The sequence below is a fragment of the Catellatospora coxensis genome (assembly GCF_016862635.1).
GTDB classification, from domain to species: Bacteria; Actinomycetota; Actinomycetes; order Mycobacteriales; family Micromonosporaceae; genus Catellatospora; species Catellatospora coxensis.
In genome coordinates this window covers 1-17,284 of sequence record NZ_BONI01000093.1, presented here as the reverse complement: position 1 = coordinate 17,284, position 17,284 = coordinate 1, and the positions used below count along the sequence as shown (strand labels likewise).

Genomic DNA, 17,284 nt, shown 5'->3' with positions numbered 1-17,284 from the left:
TCGCAGACCGGTCCGACCGTGTCTTGGAGGTGGGCACGCGGCCCGGCCTTTGTTTCATGCTAAGCACCGAAAATTCCTGTCGGACCCGATTCGGCAAGCGGGTGGGAGACCTCGAACCGCCGGGCTCGCGCGGTCAGGCCGGCTCGGCCGCGCTCCCCGAGGCGGCGGCGTGATACCCCGCGTGGTTGCCGGCGACGCGCACGTGGCCGCCGGCCGGATCGCGCTTGGCTTCGTACATGGCCGTGTCCGCCGCGTGCAGCAGCACGTCGAGCTGATCGTCGGCGCCGATCGCGACGCCGATGCTGGCCTGGGGCGACACCCGGTGACCGTCGATCATTACCGGCTCGGCGAGGGCGGTGAGGATCCGTTCGGCGGCGGCCACCGCGCACCTCTCGGCGGTGTCGGTCAGCAGGACCACGAACTCGTCTCCGCCCAGCCGGCCCACGATGTCGGTGGGCCGGACGCTGCCGCGCAGCCGCTCCGCGACGGTGACCAGCAGGGCGTCGCCGACCTGGTGGCCGAGGGTGTCGTTGACCGCCTTGAAGCCGTCGAGGTCGAGCATCAGCACGCCGCGCCCGGCCCCCTGCGGGACGGCGGCACGGTTGCGGGCGAAGTCCTCCAGCAGGCTGCGGTTCAGCAGTCCGGTGAGGCGGTCGTGGGTGGCCTCGTGGCGCAGCTCGTCCTCCAGGACCCTGGCCTCGGTGACGTCCCGGATGTTGATGATGAAGCCGGAGACGCTGTCGTCGGCCAGGCGGTTGGTCGCCAAGGCCTCCAGCCAGCGCTGGGTCCCGTCGGTATGGTGCGCCGGCAGCTGCATCCGGGCACCGTCGCGGTGGCTGGTCGCCTCTGCCGTCAGCCGCTCGGCGGCAGCCGGGTCGTCGGCGCGCAGCACCTCCTGGAGCTGCCGGCCCACCGCCTGGCGGGGGTCGACGCCGAGCAGCGGGATCAGCGCCGGGCTGGCGTAGCGGACCGCACGGTCGCGGTCGACCAGCAGCGTCAGGTCCGAGGCGTGCTGCACCAGGGAGCGGAAGCGTCGCTTCTGCTGGTTCATGTCCCGCATACCGGCTTTGATCCGCTCGGTGAGCAGGGCGTTGTCGGCGAACGCCAGATGCTGCCGCCAGATCACCAACCCGGTGATCACGGCGGAACCGATGACCATGCCCCAGCCGCGGGCGGTGAAGCCCTCGTGCCAGAGCACGGCCAGCAGCATGATGTTGGCCGAGACGATGGCCAGGTAGGGCAGGCGGCTGTAGCTGCGCCGCTTGTGGGCGGTGAGACCGCTCGGCCGCCCGCCCATCCGGAGCAGTTGCACCCGTGCGGCTATCGCGTACAGGAACGCCGTGGTGACCTGCGCACCGGAGACGAACCGCGCGTCCTCGGAGCTGAGGTTGAACAGGTTGAACAGCGACCACGAGCCGACGATCGCCGCGGCGGCCAGGGGCAGGCCCGCCGCCATGGTGAACGGCGCGAAGCCGCTCAGCAGGAGCTTCACGCCGGCGGTGAGGCCGACCAGCGCGGTGGCGCTGGCCAGCAGGGTGACGACGAACTGCGGCGGGTCCGCGCGCGGGCTTCCCGCCGGCAGCCACAGGATCCACACCAGCATCACGAGCGCGCACATCACGGTGGCCACGTCCAGGCTGAGCCGCAGCCGCTCCGAGCGGGGGGCCCGCAGCGGGAACGCGATCATCGCCCAGCCCAGCGCGGTGACGCTGGCGACGATGAACAGCATCGCGGCCAGGAACAGCCACCGGCCGGCCTCGCCGCCCGCATAGGAGACGATCGTGAGCAGCTCGGCGGGTATGAACAGCAGCCCGGCCAGGCCCAGGGTGCGCCAGAAGGCCCGCACGTCCGGATCGGCTCCCGGCGACCTGATCACCTGCCGGCACAGCCAGGCGAACAGCAGCCAGGTGAGGGCTTCCACGATCTCGACGGCGGCGCCGGTCATGAACCCCGCGGTGACCAGGCTCACCAGCAGCACCGCCGCCACGACGAGGGTCCAGAGTGCGGGATCTGCCGGCCGCCGCCGGGTGTTCGCGGACGCGCTCATCCGTCACCCCCGCCTCGACCTGCCGAATGCGGCCTCGGGCCGGCGCCTGCCGGTGGGCCGTCGCATCGCCGGTGCCAGTGGCCGCGTGTGTCCGCTTCCCACGTTACGGGCCGGGCCGGATCCGGCAAGCCACGACGCTCATCCCGGCCCGGAAACCGGTGCGGGCCGGGGACGGTGGCACCCGTCCCCGGCCCGCATGTGGCCCGCCGGGCGGCTCACGCGCCGCCGGGCAGGGGCGCCTGGGCGCTGACCAGTTGGTTGTCGCGAAGCTCATGCCAGAACGCGTCCGGGACGCGCTCGTCGAGGGCGGCGAGGTCTTCGGCGATGCGGCTGGGCTTGGTCGCGCCGGGGATGACGGCGGCCGACGCCGGGTGGGCGAGGGAGAACTGCACCGCGGCGGCCTTGGTGCTCACGCCGTGACGTTCGCAGATCTCCTTGATGCGGCGGACCTTCTCGACGATCTCCGGCGGCGCGTCCTGGTACTCGAAGTGCTTGCCACCGGCCAGGATGCCGGAGCTGTAGGGGCCGCCCACGACCATGCCGACGCCCTGTTCCTGCGCCATCGGCAGCAGCCGCTGCAGGGCGTGGTCGTGGTCCAGCAGCGTGTACCGTCCGGCGAGCAGGAACCCGTCGGGCTGCGGCTCGTCCAGTGCCAGCGCCAACTCGATCGGCTCGGTGCGGTTGACGCCCAGACCCCATCCCTTGATGACGCCCTCGTCGCGCAGCCGGGACAGGACGCGGAAGGCGCCGGTGCGGGCCTGCTCGAACTTGCTCAGCCACTCGTCGCCGTAGAAGTCCTGCGCGATGTCGTGCACCCAGACGAGGTCGAGCCGGTCGACGCCCAGCCGCTTCAGGCTGCCCTCGATGGACCGCTCGGTGGCCTCGGCCGTCCACTCGTGGACGACCTTGTTCGGCAGGCCGTGCGCGAACAGGCTGCCCTCCGCCTGCGCGCCGAGACCGCGGGTGGCGGGTTCGAGCTCGTCCAGGATGACGCGGCCGACCTTGGTGGACAGCACGTACTCGTCGCGCGGCTTGTGCGAGAGCAGCTCGCCGAGCCGGATCTCGGCCAGGCCCGCTCCGTACAGCGGCGCGGTGTCGTAGAAGCGCACACCCTGGTCCCAGGCGGCGTTCAGCGTCGCGGCGACCTCGTCGTCGGGGACGGCCCGGAACATGTTGCCCATGGGCGCGGTGCCGAAGCCGATACGGCCGGGCAGGATCTCGTGCAGTTTCATGATCTTCGTCCTTTGACGGCTTCCAGGTGGGCCCTGCCATCCGGGGTCGGTGGCGGGGACGCCGCCGTTGCCGCCCCCGCCACCGACCATCTGATGGCACACGCTATCAGATGGTCGGTGGCCTTGCCCCTAATTTTTATGATTCGTACACATAGTTGCCGCTCAAGCCTCAGCCAGGATCAGCCGGCAGCGCGGGCGGCCTTGACGATGAGGTCGGTGGTGGCGTCCGGGTTGCTGATCATGGGGACGTGCGAGGAGCGGACCTCGGTCGTGCCGCGGGCGTCGGCGCGCACCGCCTCGAAGCGCTGCAGGTCGGCCGGGATGACCTTGTCCTGGGTGGCGACGAGGAACCAGGACGGGATGGTGCGCCACGCGGCGTCGGCGGTGGTGTCGGCGAACGCGGAGGCGCTCAGGGGGCGCTGGGCGGCGGCCATCAGGTCCGCCGTGCGCTCGGGCACGTCCGGGGCGAACACCTCGCGGAGCTTGTCGGGCTGCAGGTAGAGGTCGGCGCCGCCGGTGCCGTCCGGGAGCTGGTACGGCACGGGCCGAAGCGCGGTCTGGATCTGGCTGCCGGGGAACTTCTCGCTCAGCGCGCCGAGGGTCTCGCCCTTGTCCGGGGCGAACGCGGCGACGTAGACCAGCGCCTTGACGGCGGGGTTGCCGGCGGCGGCGTTGGTGATGACGGCTCCGCCGTAGGAGTGGCCGGCGAGCACGATGGGGCCGTCGATGCTGTCGAGGACGCTGGAGAGGTACGCGCTGTCGGTCGGCAGGCCGCGCAGCGGGTTGGCCGGTGCGACGACGCGGTAGCCGCGGTCCTGCAGGCGCTTGGCGACCTGGCTCCAGCTGCCGGTGGCGTCGGCGAACGCGCCGTGGACCAGCACCACCGTCGGCTTGGGCTCTTCCCTACCGGCGGTGGCGTCCGGCCCGGCGGCGGTGGCGGCGTTACCGCCGACCAGAGCGGTGATGGCGGCGGCGGCGATACCGGCGGCGGCCGTCAGGGCGACGAAGCGGGGAAAGCGGCGCGGATTCATGTGGGCTCCCGTGAGGTAAGTAGACAGAACGTTCTGTCTGGCATTGACCATAGACCGACCGCAGGCCCGGCGTCCACCTTGCAGAGAACGATCGTTCTATGACGCCCGACACAACCTCCGTGCGGCCGGGCGAGGACCTCCGGATACGCACGAGGCCTGGCAGCGCTCGGGGAGCACGCCGCCAGGCCTCGTGCCACGGCCGCACTCCGCCACCTCAACCCCTGGTGGGTGCATGCCGCGCGGTCCGTATGGGGGGACCATACGGACCTGTTCCTGTTCTCATCCGGTGCAGGCCGAGTCCGGATGCGGAATGCCGCCCGCCAACTCCTCGACGGCATCCCCACAGCGCCGGCTCGATGTGCATCCGGCCACCGCATCAGTAGATACGTGCGTCCGGCGCCGGCGGTTCAACAGCGGGCCCCGGACCGGCCGGTGATCCACGTCATGTCCCCGGTGCGCCCGGAATTCGAGGGCGTCGATCCGGGGTTCGGACCATCATGGCGAACCACGACCCGCACGAGACCGCGCAGCAGCCAGCGCCGGCGCGCGGTGGTCGGCACGCGCGCCCCCGGGCGGCGGTGCGCTCCTGGCTCCAGCCGGTCCTCATCGGGCTGACCCTGGTCGCCGCGTTCATCACCTGCTACGTCGGCCTGGCCCGCGACCCCCAGCCGCACCGCATCCCGGTGGCCGTGGTCGGCGGCCTCGCGGCCGAGGTCGAGACCGCCCTCGGGGAGAGCATCGAGGTCCACCGCGTGGCCGACACCGGCGCCGCGCGGGCCGCGCTCACCGGCAACGACGTCGTGGCCACACTCGACGGCAGCGGCACCGCCCTGACGCTGCACACCGCAGGAGCCAACGGCCGCTCCACCACCAGCGCCGTACACCGGCTCGTCGACGCCTACGCCGCCGGAGCGGGCCGGGACCTCACGGTCATCGACCAGGTGCCGCTCGCCCGGTACGACACCAACGGCCTGGCCGGCTTCTACGTCGCCTTCGGAGTGAGCCTGGCCGGGTTCGTGCTCGCCCAGAACGCCCTCGGCCTGTCCCGGCAGCTGGGGCTGTGGCAGCGGTTCGCGCTGCTGGGCGGCTTCTCCGCGGCCGCCGGTACGGTCGCCGCGGTGCTGGCCGGTCCGGTGCTCGACGCCGTGCCCGCTCCCCTGGCGGCGCTGGCCGTCACGCTGAGCCTGCTCGCCGCCGCGGCCGCGTTCACCACGAAACTGCTCGGCGCCTACCTCGGGCCGGTCGGGGTGCCGGTCGCCACGCTGCTGCTGCTCACCGTCGGCAACGCGACCAGCGGGGCGACCATCGGCGCCGACCTGCTGCCGGCGGCCGCCCGTGCCGTCTCCGCGCTGCTGCCCCCGGGTGCGGCCGTGCGCGCCATCACCGACCTGAGCTACTTCCACGGTGCCGGAGCCGCCCTGCCGCTGCTCACGCTCGCGGCTTGGGTCGCCGGCGCCGCGCTGCTGCTCGTGGCACGCGAACGGCGCGCCGCACCGGCCGCCACACCCGTACACCCGGCCGCGGCGAGCGCCTGACCGGGCACGGTGGGCTCGGCCTAGCTTTCATCGGGCGAATCGGGTGGGATGACGACGATGTCAGGAGTCCGCCAACTTCGCTCCCACTCATCCGGCGCGGAAACCTCGCCGTCCGACTCCTCCTCCTCTGCAATGGGATCAATGAAGGAGTGGGAACCGGTTCTCCGACTCCGGCCCCCCTCCGACCCGGAGGCCGCGCCGCGCGAACCCGCCCTCTCGTGGCTCGAAGCGCCAAAAGTGATGGAAGGAGTCCGCCAACTCCGGTCGTCGGACGGAGCCCGCGCATCGCCGCGCAGGGACGGAGCCGACATGTCGTCGTGCGGCCGCAGCACTTCGTCGCGCGGCGCGGTGTGGCCGCTTTCCTGGAACCGCCAACGGGGCAGCGGCCGAGCCTCCGCTCTCGGGTGCGCAAACTCAGCCAGCCGCTCGCCCGGCCCGTAGCCCGAGACGGCAGCGGCGTAGAAGTTCACCGCGTACCTGACGAGGGTTGGTGAGACCGCCAGCTTGAACTGGTGCTTGCCGACCGAGAAGACACTCGAGCGGATCCGATCGACGTGCGACGTGGGAGTGAGCACGGGCAGGTGCAGCTCATGTACCACTCGCCCGTTGAGGAACGCGGTCGCCGTGATGTTGAGGACGACCTGCCCGCTGGGCCCCGTTCCCGTCCACACCATCGCTCCAGGCATGATCAACAGGTGTGGGTGACGCATGCTCATGTCCAGCAACTCGTCGATGAACAGTTCCCGATCGGCCTCCGTGTACGACCTGCCGTCACGCATGAACGTGCCCTCGGGAAGCGTCAAGACGCCCAGGACCTCTCCCGCCCGCCCGCGCCTCGCGGAGAATCCGCGGTACGCCGCCGTCACGGCATTCGCCAGCAGCGGCACTGGTTCGTCCCCTTCGACGGCCTCACCCGTCGAGGGGTCGATGACCTGAACCATCGGATCACTGACGGCCCTGATGTCCGCGAGGTCGTTCTCCGCCAGGGCCACCTCCGCTGACCGCCGGTAGTAGCTCTCCACCGGAAGCGGTCGCGCCTGGCTCGGACGTCGTTCACGTAGCAGCTCAGCGTACGCACTGTCGACAGCCACACCGAGGTCCTGCACAGCGTTGGCACGCTTGCTCGCCGGTTGGTCCCATTCGCTGGGCTCGGAGTCGTTGTCCCATTCGCTGAACCCGAAGTCGGTCCGCTCGACGATCTTGGAGTTGGTCCACGCGCCGATCGCGTCCCTGAGGTCGGCAAGCCTTGTCTCCGTCGCGTTGTCGACCAGCAGTCCGTCCGGCTCACGGCTGGACACAACCTCGCGATAGGCCCTCACCGCGACGTCGACAGCTCTCAGCTCATTGGACCTGCGTTGCAGGAGGCTGAGCCGGGATACCTCATTCCACCGCGCGAGATACCGCTCCAACCTGGCCGCGGCCGGTTGGTACGGTCGCACCACGACGACCGGCTCGCCGGTCGAGACGAACAACGCCGGCACCTGGACGTCCACCGGTTCCACCAGCGCATTCCGTCGGGGATCGACGAGTCGGGGCCCATCTCGGTCAGGTAGGACGTTGAGCACGGCGCCGACGCCACGGCCGGTCCCGCGCAAGACCACTATTCCCCGGGCCCCTGCCGGCGCGGCGGCGAACGCGGCCAGCAGATCCGGCAGCCATACCCGCTCCGACTTCGCCGCCGCTCCCCCGGCAAAGCCGGAGGCGTACTCATGCAGCCGTGCCAGCACCGCAGTGACGCCATTCGACTCCGAGCGCATCGGCGGGCCCGCGGCAACCCATTCGGGGACGGACCTGTCATCGCCGCTACCGGCTCTGCGACTCCCGCCGTCCGACTCCTCCGACCGGAAGTCGAAGGAACTGACTCTGCGATGCCCACTGACCGGCACCTCCGACTGGTAGTCGAAGGCAAAGCGCTTATCGGCGCGGATCGCCGACTCGACGTAGCTCAGCGCCGCGTCGCCGGGAATCTCGAGGGAAGCCAGTTCCAGGCGCCGGTACGGGATCCCGCCTCCACCCACGTCCCTGATGACGGGGCGGAATCCGGCGTGGGCACGAACTCGGCCCGAGGCGAGCGTGCCGTCCTCCTCCTCGATGTACCGGACTTCGTCGGGCGGCAGACCGTAGGTGAGCAACCTGGCTTCCACCGCACGGACCAGATCCGCGACCACCTGATCGGCCTCAGCCGTTCCCGCCAATCCCACGGATCTGCCGATCACGACGATCAGACGCCGGTCCGCCTCCGCCCGCCTCGCCGCGGAGTACACCTCCCGCGCCAGCTCATCCGCGAAAAGATCCGCCGCCGCCCGGTGCTGCCGGTCTTCCACGGCGCCTTCTCGCAGGTCGAAGACGACGGTTGCGGCAACCGGGTGTAGTGGCACGGCTGGCCCCGTCGATGGGTCCACCCCCGAGGCGGCGCTCCGGGGCGGGACGGCGGCGGGCGAAGGCAGCTGCGACGGCCCTGGCGCCGGCTGAGCGGATCCGGCGGCTGCGGAACCCGTCCGGTTGTCACCGGCACGCCCGGTGAACAGCCGGCTGAAACGGCTCCGCGTGAGCACGGAGGGCTGCCCTGCCGGCGGCCGGTCAGCGTGCGCACCCTGGCGCTGGCGTACGCCCGCGAGCAGGCTCGCCAGCACTCGCTCCGGCAGGACCGTCCCCAGCTCGGCGTAGCCACGCGCCAGCTGCAGCGGGGTCAGCGGCAGGAAGAACACCGGCGCGTGCGCGTCCGGCAGGACCGCCGCGTCCCCCGCCTGCACGTCCACGAACACCGCCGTGTCTTCCTCATGGAACACGTTCACCACGTGCCAGCCGGGCGGCTGGTGCCCGGCGGAGCCCCCGCGCGCGGGGGCGCGGCCGAAGCCCACGATCCCGAGACTGCCCGGGGCCTTCGCCACGGCGTCACGAACCGCCGGCCATCCTCCACTGACCTCGATGAACCCGGGCGAATCCGCGAACACGTCCTTGGCGTAGCGCACCAGGTCCAGCACGGGCGCTTGCTTCGACGGCGGCACCTGATATCCGCCGAAGTCTGGTTGCCCCCATTCGCGCAGGGTCATGTCCCCCGCGATCGCCGCGAGCACACAGTTGGTGATGAACTCTCCGCCGCGACTGTGCCCCGGATTCGCCCGCAGCAGCCACGGATGCCGTTCATGCAGGCGCCGATCCGCGATCCGGTACAGCCCGGACGCAGGCGTCACCGCCCACCCGGACGCATCGCTTCCCACGAACCGCATCAGCCGCCTGAACACCGCCGTCGGGCCGTACGAGACCACGGTCGCGACCGGCTGGGGGTCGAGCGGCCCGGTGAGCGTCGCCGGCACGACGCTGTCGGTGTCGCGCGGCTGCGGGGCCACGGCGCCGTCGTCGGTCGGCTCCGGCGGCGGGATCCGCAGGCGGCTGTTCGCGACCACGACGGGGGTCGGCGCGCTCAGGTTTCGCTGGGGGGCCTGCAGGACGAGGTGTTTGAGGTGGTTCGGCACCGAGAGCTCGATGGTGCTCTCGGGAAGGTGGGTGTACAGCGAAGGCCGCCCGCTGTAGGGGTTGACCGCTCCTCCCCCGGGATTCTGCGGCCTGATCGCCACCAACCAGCGCACGGTGAACACGAGGGTGGTGTACGACCCACCGGTGGTCTTGCTGCCCCCGCCGGCGGAGTTCTTCTGCCTGTTGGCGGCTCCGTCGTCGTGCCGGCCGATGAGGTCGAACCCCTGGAGCACCCCGGCGGACGCCGATCCCGGCCCGTCGTAGTTCTCGTACTCGGGCAGCGCGAAGTCCGGGGCGGCCCAGGGCATACTCGCGAACCCGGCAGAACTGGTCGTCGAGTGGCCGGCGGTGAAGGCGCTCGCAGTCATGTCCTTGCTCATCACGTCGTCGACGGTCGGCTTCTCGACGACGCTGATGGGATCGGCGAGCAGCTCCAGGTAGGCGAGGCGGGCGAAGTAGAAGCGCTCGACCGGATACTGGATGGTCTGCTTGATCCCGGTGGTGAGCAGGTCGGTGATGCGACCGCTCAGGAACGCCTCGCTGACGATGACGGAGATCTGGTCCTCGATGAGCCCCTTCGGGTGGAACCACGACGAACCGGGCGGTGCGTTCCAGAAGTTGTTATCCCACGTGGCGGCCACACTCTGTGCGACGTACTCGATCATCCCCGCGACCCCTCCCAACTCCCCCGGCGATACGGTCACGGGTCGCGGCACGGCGAGGTAGGTCACATCGTCCTTGATGAGTCGCAGGTCGGTGATGAGGCCGCCTGACGCCTCGGCGAGCAGGCCGCCCCTCATGTCGAGGCCTGCCCGCATGTCGTTGAGGTCCTGCCCGTCCTGCAGTTCCCAGATCCCCGGCACCTGGCGGGGCGTCGAGTCCGGTGCCGGCGCCGGGGGGAGGGTCGTCAGTCCGCTCACCATCGGCTGCAGCTCCCGCGGGTCGTACTTGAGCCGGGTGGTCACCTCGAAATCGGCGTGCGCGGCGATCGGCCTGCCGTCGATGTCCGTGCCGTCTCGGCCGACCCGCCACCGGCGGCCGGTCTGCAGTGCGCCTTGGGTGACCGCGTCGACGACCGCCGTCGGCGCCGTCTCGACCCGCACCTCGGCGTGCAGGTCCAGCACGACGTCGAACGTCGCGGCCCCGGCGGTGCCGATGTCGTGCTGCGAGTCGAGCGGGACGCCGTTGTCGAGCGCCCACTGTCGCAGGGCTTCGCCGGAGCGGCCGGTTTCGACGACCAGACCGCGGCTGCGCTCCTGCTGCGTGGCGTGCGTCATCGCGCGTTTGGTGATGCCCCGCAGATCGCCGTGGAGGTTCAGCAGAAAGCTGTTGATGGTCTTGGGCATGGTGGCGAACCAGCCCCGTCCGTAGTCGAAGATCAAACGCCGGTCACGGATGTCGCCCTGCCGCAAGGCGGAGGCGCCGGCCTCGCGGATGCCGAGCCGGTGCAGACTCGCCGCCACGCCCTTGTACTCGGCGCGGGCCGGCGAGGCGTACACCTCGATCTTGATGGTCCGGGCGGCCGGCAGCACGGGGACACGCCACGCCCTCAGGTAGGACGCGACCGGCACGGTGATCGGGACACCGCTGCCGAGCAGCGAGTTGAGCAGCGCGCCGCCGGCGGAGCGGCCGCCCAGCTTGTAGATCTCCTGTCGCACCGCGTGGGCCACGTGCCTGCCGTAGGACTGCTCGACCGAAGCGACGACCTGGGAGACGAACCGGCTCAGGTCCGGGGGTCGCACCACTCGGCCCGCTCCGAGCCCGTGCCGCAGCGTGGGCGGCAGCACGTACTCGATCGTGCGGTCGTAGTGCAGCTCCAGCTCGGGCGGCATCAGTCCGAGCTCGGTCGCGTCCAGCGCGTCGAAGGCCGTGACCCCCTCGGCGGGCGAGGACACGGTGCGGAAGCCACCGGCTGCGCTGCCCGGCAGGATCAGATCCGCGATGCTGTCGCCCCAGGAGCCGATCCGGCCCAGCACTCCCCGGACGGCCCGCTGCATGACGCCGCCGGCGGGCAGCACCGTGCCGGCGGCCTTGCCGACGACGTTCTGCTCGACGCGGGTCGCGATGGACACCTCGACGCAGACCTTGATCCTGGTCAGCGCCAGCCGGGTGATGTTCAGTTGGGACAGGCCGGTGCTGCCGGAGCTTTCCGCCTCGACGGTGGCCGACTTCTCGCGCCGCTGTGCCAGCTGCGGCTGATAGCTGTAGTGGTCGACGTGGACCCCGGGTATGTCCTTCTCGATCTTGATGGGGAAGCGGGGCCGGAATCCGCCCCAGAGGCCCAGCGTGGTCTGCCCGCCGTGCGCGGTGACCGCTTCGACTCCCATGTCGCTGTAGCCGCCGTAGGAGATCGGCAGGCCGATCAGCGTGAAGCCGTCGTCCTCCTCGAACACCAGGCGCATCCCGATGGTGGCCACCACGTGCCGGCGCGAGGCGCCCTCGGCCTCCGTGATCGCGCCGTCGAAGATCTCCCGGTAGACCGGGTTGTCATCGGGTTCGCCCCTGGACAGCGTGGGCAGCCATTCGTCGAGTCCACCGGCGAGCACCCGCTCCAGGACCACCCGGGTGTCGGCGGGAATGCGCCGGTGGCCGAGGTCGGCCAGGGCCTGCAGGACGTCGCGGACGAGGGTGTCGGAGTTCAGGAAGAGCGGCGCCTCCGGGGGAAGCGGCCTGGCCTGGGTCGGACGGTAGTGCCGCGGCCTGCCGTCGGGCCCGTTCAGCGAGGTCACGCCGGCGTCCCTGATCGCGGGCACGTCCAGTGAATAGGGCCGTGACGTGCTCGCCCCGTCGGCCACGACCTCCCTGGTCGTCATGTCGGACGGCATCAGCATGGTGTACGTGCCTGTCACCGGCGCGGCGTGGTGCACGCTCGGCAGCGCGGGCGGGAACGGCGCCCGCTCCGCCGGTTCGGCCAGCGGTATCCCCTGCTCCAGGTCGTCGAGCCGGGGCACGCCGGTGGGCATCGCCTGCCTTCCCAGCCCCTCGATCTGCAGGGTGAACACCACCGGCCCGCGGAACTGGGCCTCGTCGTCGAGGCTGATCCCGTGCATGGCCCAGGTGGCCAGACCGCTGCTGGCCTGCGGGGCGCTGCCGTACTTGAACTGGAGGATGGGACGGAGCTGCAACGACTTCAGATGTCTGGTGTGCACGTGCGACAGTGCCAGCATCGGCTGCGCACCCGCCCAGACACCGAAGTCCCGGATCGCGGTGGTGATGAGGTCCCGGTTGCTGGTCTTGTTCGCGTCCATCTCCGAGAACGGCTGGTGTCGCTTGTAGACGGGATGCTCGAAGACGACCCGGCCGTCGTGCAGCCGGCCGCGCTGGGCCCTGACCCGCACCACGATCGTGTCGCCCCAGCGGCCGGTGACGCCCTTGCGGCTCAGCGTGAAGGAGTACCCGGTCTCCCCCTGGGCGCGCCGGATCAGGCTCGCCGCGCTGTCCTCGTTGAGTTCGTCGCGCACCCTGCGCGTGTTCTCCACCGCCATGCGCGCGTCGTCGACGTGGCTCCAGAAGCCGTGGGCGTAGTGGGTCGCGGAGCCGTCGGGGTTCGTGACGACACCGGGGTAGTACGCACGGATCAGCTCCAGCGCGGCATCGACCAGCGGCTGCGGGCGCGGACCGAGCGCGGCGGGGCCGGCCTCGGTCAGCGGGTCGAAGGTCAGGTCCGAGATACGCGTGACCGGGGTGAGGCTCTTGATGTCAGGCACGTGCAGCGTGAACTTCGTCGAGTCGACGTCGCCCGGCAACGCCGGCAGTATGGCCCACTCCTTCGCGTCCTCCCGCAGCACTCGCTGGTACAGGGCATTGGACAGCACTTCCGGGCGGGACAGGCCGGGCCGGTCAGACCGGCCCAGCATGACGTAGACGTCCAGCTTGGCGACGGCGGTCCGCTCCCCCGTGAAGCGGACACCGGACAGATCGGATACGTCCAGGCTCGGGCCGGACCGGACCCGGACCGCGTCCAGCGTCGGCCAGAGGAAGAAGTACGGCTCCAGCTTCCCGACAGACGGCAGCTTCTGGCCGACCACAGGCAGCAGGACGAAGCCGAAGGCCTGCAGAAAGAGGCCGGGTGGGAGGTCGAAGCCGTCGGCGGCAAGCTGCTCGGAGCCGTAGTGGACCATCGTCTGGTCGTCGATGTCCATCCATGTCTTGTCGTCGCTTTCGATGACCAGCCGCGGGTTCGCCGGCGCGAAGTGGATCGTGACACTCTCCGGAGCCTGCCCATCGATGTCACCAAAGATGATCTCGTAACCCCTCGCCTCGGCCGCGTACACGCCGGCGACCACCCGCCGATGCTTCAGACCTGCCAGCAGTCGCCTGTGCCGGGCCCCGCCCGGCGGCGCCAGATCCGCGACGTGATGTTCGACAATCCTGCGTAGTTGCGCGGTCTTGGTGAACGCCTGTGCCGCCGAGTCTCTCGGCAGCCTGACCCGCGCCCGGTCCCCCACCTTTGAGGGCGCGTCCTCGCCCGGATGCACCGCGCCGGAGACGCTCCTCGCGGCATCGTCCAGCGGCCGTGCCGTCTCCCGCGACACGAAGATCTTGACTCCGTCACGCACCACGTTCATCAGGCTGTTCGTGTACTCGTCCTTCTTCTTCCCGGTCACCTTCACCGCCACCACCGGGTCGAAAGCGAACAGGTAGGAGACGTAGGACGAGCCCTTGATCGTCCGTTCGGAGCTGTGCGCCGCGTTGAGGGTGCTGCTCTCCTCGTGCTCGTGCCACACGATCGTGGCGAGCCCCGCGAAGGCCTCGTTCCAGGTGAAGCCCTTCTCCACCAGTGCCTTCGCATGCTGCAGGTACCAGGTCAGATTCGAGTTCGAGTCGAAGAACTGCATGTGTCCGCGGCTGTGACCGTGCCTGCCGGACTGGCTGGTCGTCTCCTTCCCGCGGATCTCGGCAGCATCCGACGCCTGTCTCCAGGTGCCTTCGCGCGGATTGAGGAAGAGGCTGACCGCGACGTCGTAGCCCAGGATGCGGAAGGTCCACTCGTCGTTGATCAGGTCATACGCGTCGTTGAGCAGGGCCTGCCGGTGCACCATGTCATCGACGGCGGACCGGACCAGCTCCGGATTCTCGACGTGCGCAAACGCCTCGAGGATCGCGCGCCTGACTTCGGTGATCATCTCCTCGCTGAAGTCACGAGGCAGATCCGTGGCGCCGAGGGTGGACCGGCCGCCGTCGTCCGGCACCAGCCACACCGGCGGGGCGAACCGCTCCTGGGGCTCCCAGCCATCGGGCGGCGGCGGAAGTTCCGTCACCGGAACCGGGCGGGCCTCGACCACCTGTTCCAGCTGCGACACCAGCTGCTCCAGCGCCTGCGTCGCCTCTTCGACCTCGCGTCCTCGGTCGGCTGTCGGCTCGACCCAGGGCATCGGCGGCATGGCCGAGTCGGCGGCGAACAGGGCGGCCTCGGCCCGGCCGGCCGCGTGGACCAGCTGCCGGCGGGCGCCGTCCCGGGTCCACTTGATCCCCAGGGGGGACGTGCGCTCGGTCCGGGCATCGCGCTCGTCGGTCGGCAGCCTGGTCAGCAGTTCGTGCAGCCGCTGCACGCGCCCGGCGAGCGCCTGGTACGCGGCGGGACGGTCCGGCGGGGTCGGGAACAGCTTCGCCAGGTCCCCGGTACGCCCGGCCTGGTCGTTGAGGACGTGCCGCCAGACGAAGAAGCCGTGGGCGAGCCGCTCGACCCCCTGCTTCAGCTCGTCGAGCTGAGCAGGGCTCGCTTCGAGGAGCCGGTCGCGGGTCGTCCTGAGGATGAGATCCAGAGTCTCCCGCGGTCCGACCGGCGTCTGCCCGTCCTTTCCCCCCGGCTCCTGCCCGGTCGTCCCGACCGGCGCCAGGGCGAGCGAGCGGCGCATGCCGTCGATACTGTGCAGCATCTCCTGGTGCCGCGGTTCGAACCACCACTGCCAGACCTGGCCCACCGCGTCGGCGGCCGCGACCATCAGCTGCGCCCGTTCCTGGAGCAGGATCGTCAACACCGCCGGCGGCGACGCGGTCTCGTCGGGCACGGTGAAGAAGCCGTCGCCTTCGGCCGGCAGCAGTCCGGCTTCCCGCAGGGCTCCGAGGGGGTCGGCGCGGTCCTCGATCGCCCGCTGGGCGACCGTCAGCGCCTCGGTGAACCTCGCGTCGCCGCCGAGGGGCACCCGTCCGTGCACCAGTTCATCCGCCAGCCACAGCAGCGCGGCGTCGAGCTGGTTGCCCTCCGGAAGACCGAGCCTTTCCAGGCTGCTCCGCACGGGCTCGGGAAGGCTTTCGCCGGAATCGATCCGCCGCGTGAGGCCGTACACGGACGCAAGATAGGCGAGGTCCTCGACGGTCGCAGACGCCGGGTCGGTGAGAATGCGACGGAAGCGCACGACCTGCGGCTGGTCGGCGTGGGGAGCGGTCGCGACCGCCATGGCGGCAGCGGCCGCTCGCATCACCGCCGACCGCCGCAGCGCGTCGCTGCGTTCGGCATGCGCCGGCCTGGCGCCGGTCGCGGGTGCGCCCGATGCTGCCGGACCGTGCCGCGAGCCGTCGGCGATGGCCGCGGCGGTGGCGGTGTGGGTCGACGGGCCGGGCACGGCACCCGGCGTCTCCGTCAGGACGGTGTACACCTCCGTGCTGAACCGGCCGGGTTCGATGTCGTGCATCCAGGAGCGCACCTTGGCGTCGGCGTCTGGCTTTGCGCCCTCGCCGAGCAGTGCGGCCAGGATGGGTTTCGCATCGGCCGGTTGCGGCCTGCCCCCGGGCGGCTGGATGTCGGGGGGCAGCGGCAGCGAGGTGGTGCTGGGCGCGGAACTCCCGATCGTCAGGGCTGGAGTCACCGGCATGGTGCTGTCGCTGCGGTCGTCAAGGTCGGAGCGGTCGTCAAACGCGCTGGTGTGCTCGGTCGGGCCGGTGAGCGTATCGGCGACCCCCGCCATCCGATCGGGCCACGTGCCGTCCGGGCCGTCGTCACCGGGCAGCGCGTCGACCGGCTCGCCGCCCGGTTCTGGGCCGGACCGCGGGTCGCCCGCCATGGACTCGAGCGGTGACGTCACGGCGGTCACGACTGCGACATGATCGGACGGTGACGTCGCGGTGGTCACGACCGCGACCTGATCGGGTGCCGGGACTGCGCCGGGAACACCGACCGGCATCGGCCTGGCGACCGTGTCCGCGTCGTTGACTTCCGGCCCGGTGAGCACTCTGGCCTGCGGCGTCACCGACGCCCCCGCGTTCGCGCCGGCCCTGCCAGCACCGCCGCCGTGGGCGGGCGAGGCGTTGGCCGACGACGTGACCGCCCCACCCCGCACCCCACCCGCATCCACCGACACCGGCGCACCCGGCACCGCCGGCGCGACACCCTTACCCAGCGGCGTGAACGTGCCCGAAAGGTTGAACAGCGCGTCCAGCTCACCGCTGCCACGCACATGCCCCACCACCACACCACGCTCATCGACCCGCAGATCGGCCTTGGCGAACCCGCCGACGAACGTGCCCACCAACGTCCCCGAACCCGAAAACGAACCCGACACCGCCGACCCGTCACCACGCAGGCCCAAACCCGTGAACCTCACCAGCCCCTCGAACACACCACCCGCGCCGAATCTGCCGTCGAACTCGAAATCGCCCCGCCACAGCCCCACCCCGAAGAACCGGGGCCCGCCCCCGCCCGCGTCGCCGTCACCGCCGGCGCCGCCGGTTTTCGGAGCCCACGACGGGATGTCGATGTTCCCGACGTCGCCGTCCAAACCCGCCGACACCCCGTTACGCCGGCCCCGGATCCAACCCCCGAGCTTGTCGACACCGCCCTCGACCAGGCCGTCGACCGCACCCGCCGTCGCCGCCGCCCACGGATGATCGGACTGCATCGCCCGGCCGGTCAGGATCTGATCGGCCAGCTGCTCAGCCGAGAACTCCGTCAACGCGCCCACGAACATCTGCCCAGGGATCGACCCCATCGCACGGTCACCGACATCCGGGCCGTGCCCCCTG

5 protein-coding genes are annotated in these 17,284 nt (G+C 71.0%); 1 reads left to right on the top strand and 4 read right to left on the bottom strand.

Translation table 11 applies throughout. The features are described 5' to 3' along the window. Window positions 1–133 precede the first annotated feature (133 nt). The 3 genes from Cco03nite_RS36260 to Cco03nite_RS36250 form a co-directional block, all read right to left on the bottom strand. Window positions 134–2,047 (bottom strand): sensor domain-containing diguanylate cyclase, encoded by a 1,914-nt coding sequence (locus Cco03nite_RS36260; protein WP_203698543.1) that lies wholly within the window; start codon window positions 2,045–2,047, stop codon window positions 134–136. A gap of 215 nt (window positions 2,048–2,262) precedes the next feature. Then, window positions 2,263–3,279 carry an aldo/keto reductase gene (locus Cco03nite_RS36255; RefSeq protein WP_203698542.1) on the bottom strand — a complete coding sequence of 339 codons (1,017 nt, stop codon included), beginning with the start codon at window positions 3,277–3,279 and terminating at the stop codon, window positions 2,263–2,265. Between the two features lie 179 nt (window positions 3,280–3,458). Next, window positions 3,459–4,310, bottom strand: coding sequence for an alpha/beta fold hydrolase (locus Cco03nite_RS36250; RefSeq protein WP_203698541.1), 852 nt, complete (start codon window positions 4,308–4,310; stop codon window positions 3,459–3,461). 497 nt (window positions 4,311–4,807) lie between these two features. Between Cco03nite_RS36250 and Cco03nite_RS36245 the strand changes: the two genes are divergently transcribed. Further along, entirely contained in the window at window positions 4,808–5,845 is a 1,038-nt protein-coding gene (locus Cco03nite_RS36245) for a hypothetical protein (RefSeq protein ID WP_203698540.1), read from the top strand. Between the two features lie 20 nt (window positions 5,846–5,865). Here the strand turns inward: Cco03nite_RS36245 and Cco03nite_RS36240 are convergent, their stop codons facing one another. Further along, window positions 5,866–17,223 carry a hypothetical protein gene (locus Cco03nite_RS36240; RefSeq protein WP_203698539.1) on the bottom strand — a complete coding sequence of 3,786 codons (11,358 nt, stop codon included), beginning with the start codon at window positions 17,221–17,223 and terminating at the stop codon, window positions 5,866–5,868. Window positions 17,224–17,284: the final 61 nt, after the last annotated feature.

What these genes read in the sequence shown, in the direction of transcription:
- Cco03nite_RS36250 (WP_203698541.1), bottom strand. Translation starts at nt 4,310, where the DNA reads ATGAATCCGCGCCGCTTTCCCCGCTTCGTCGCCCTGACGGCCGCCGCC.
- Cco03nite_RS36255 (WP_203698542.1), bottom strand. Translation starts at nt 3,279, where the DNA reads ATGAAACTGCACGAGATCCTGCCCGGCCGTATCGGCTTCGGCACCGCG.
- Cco03nite_RS36245 (WP_203698540.1), top strand. Translation starts at nt 4,808, where the DNA reads ATGGCGAACCACGACCCGCACGAGACCGCGCAGCAGCCAGCGCCGGCG.
- Cco03nite_RS36260 (WP_203698543.1), bottom strand. Translation starts at nt 2,047, where the DNA reads ATGAGCGCGTCCGCGAACACCCGGCGGCGGCCGGCAGATCCCGCACTC.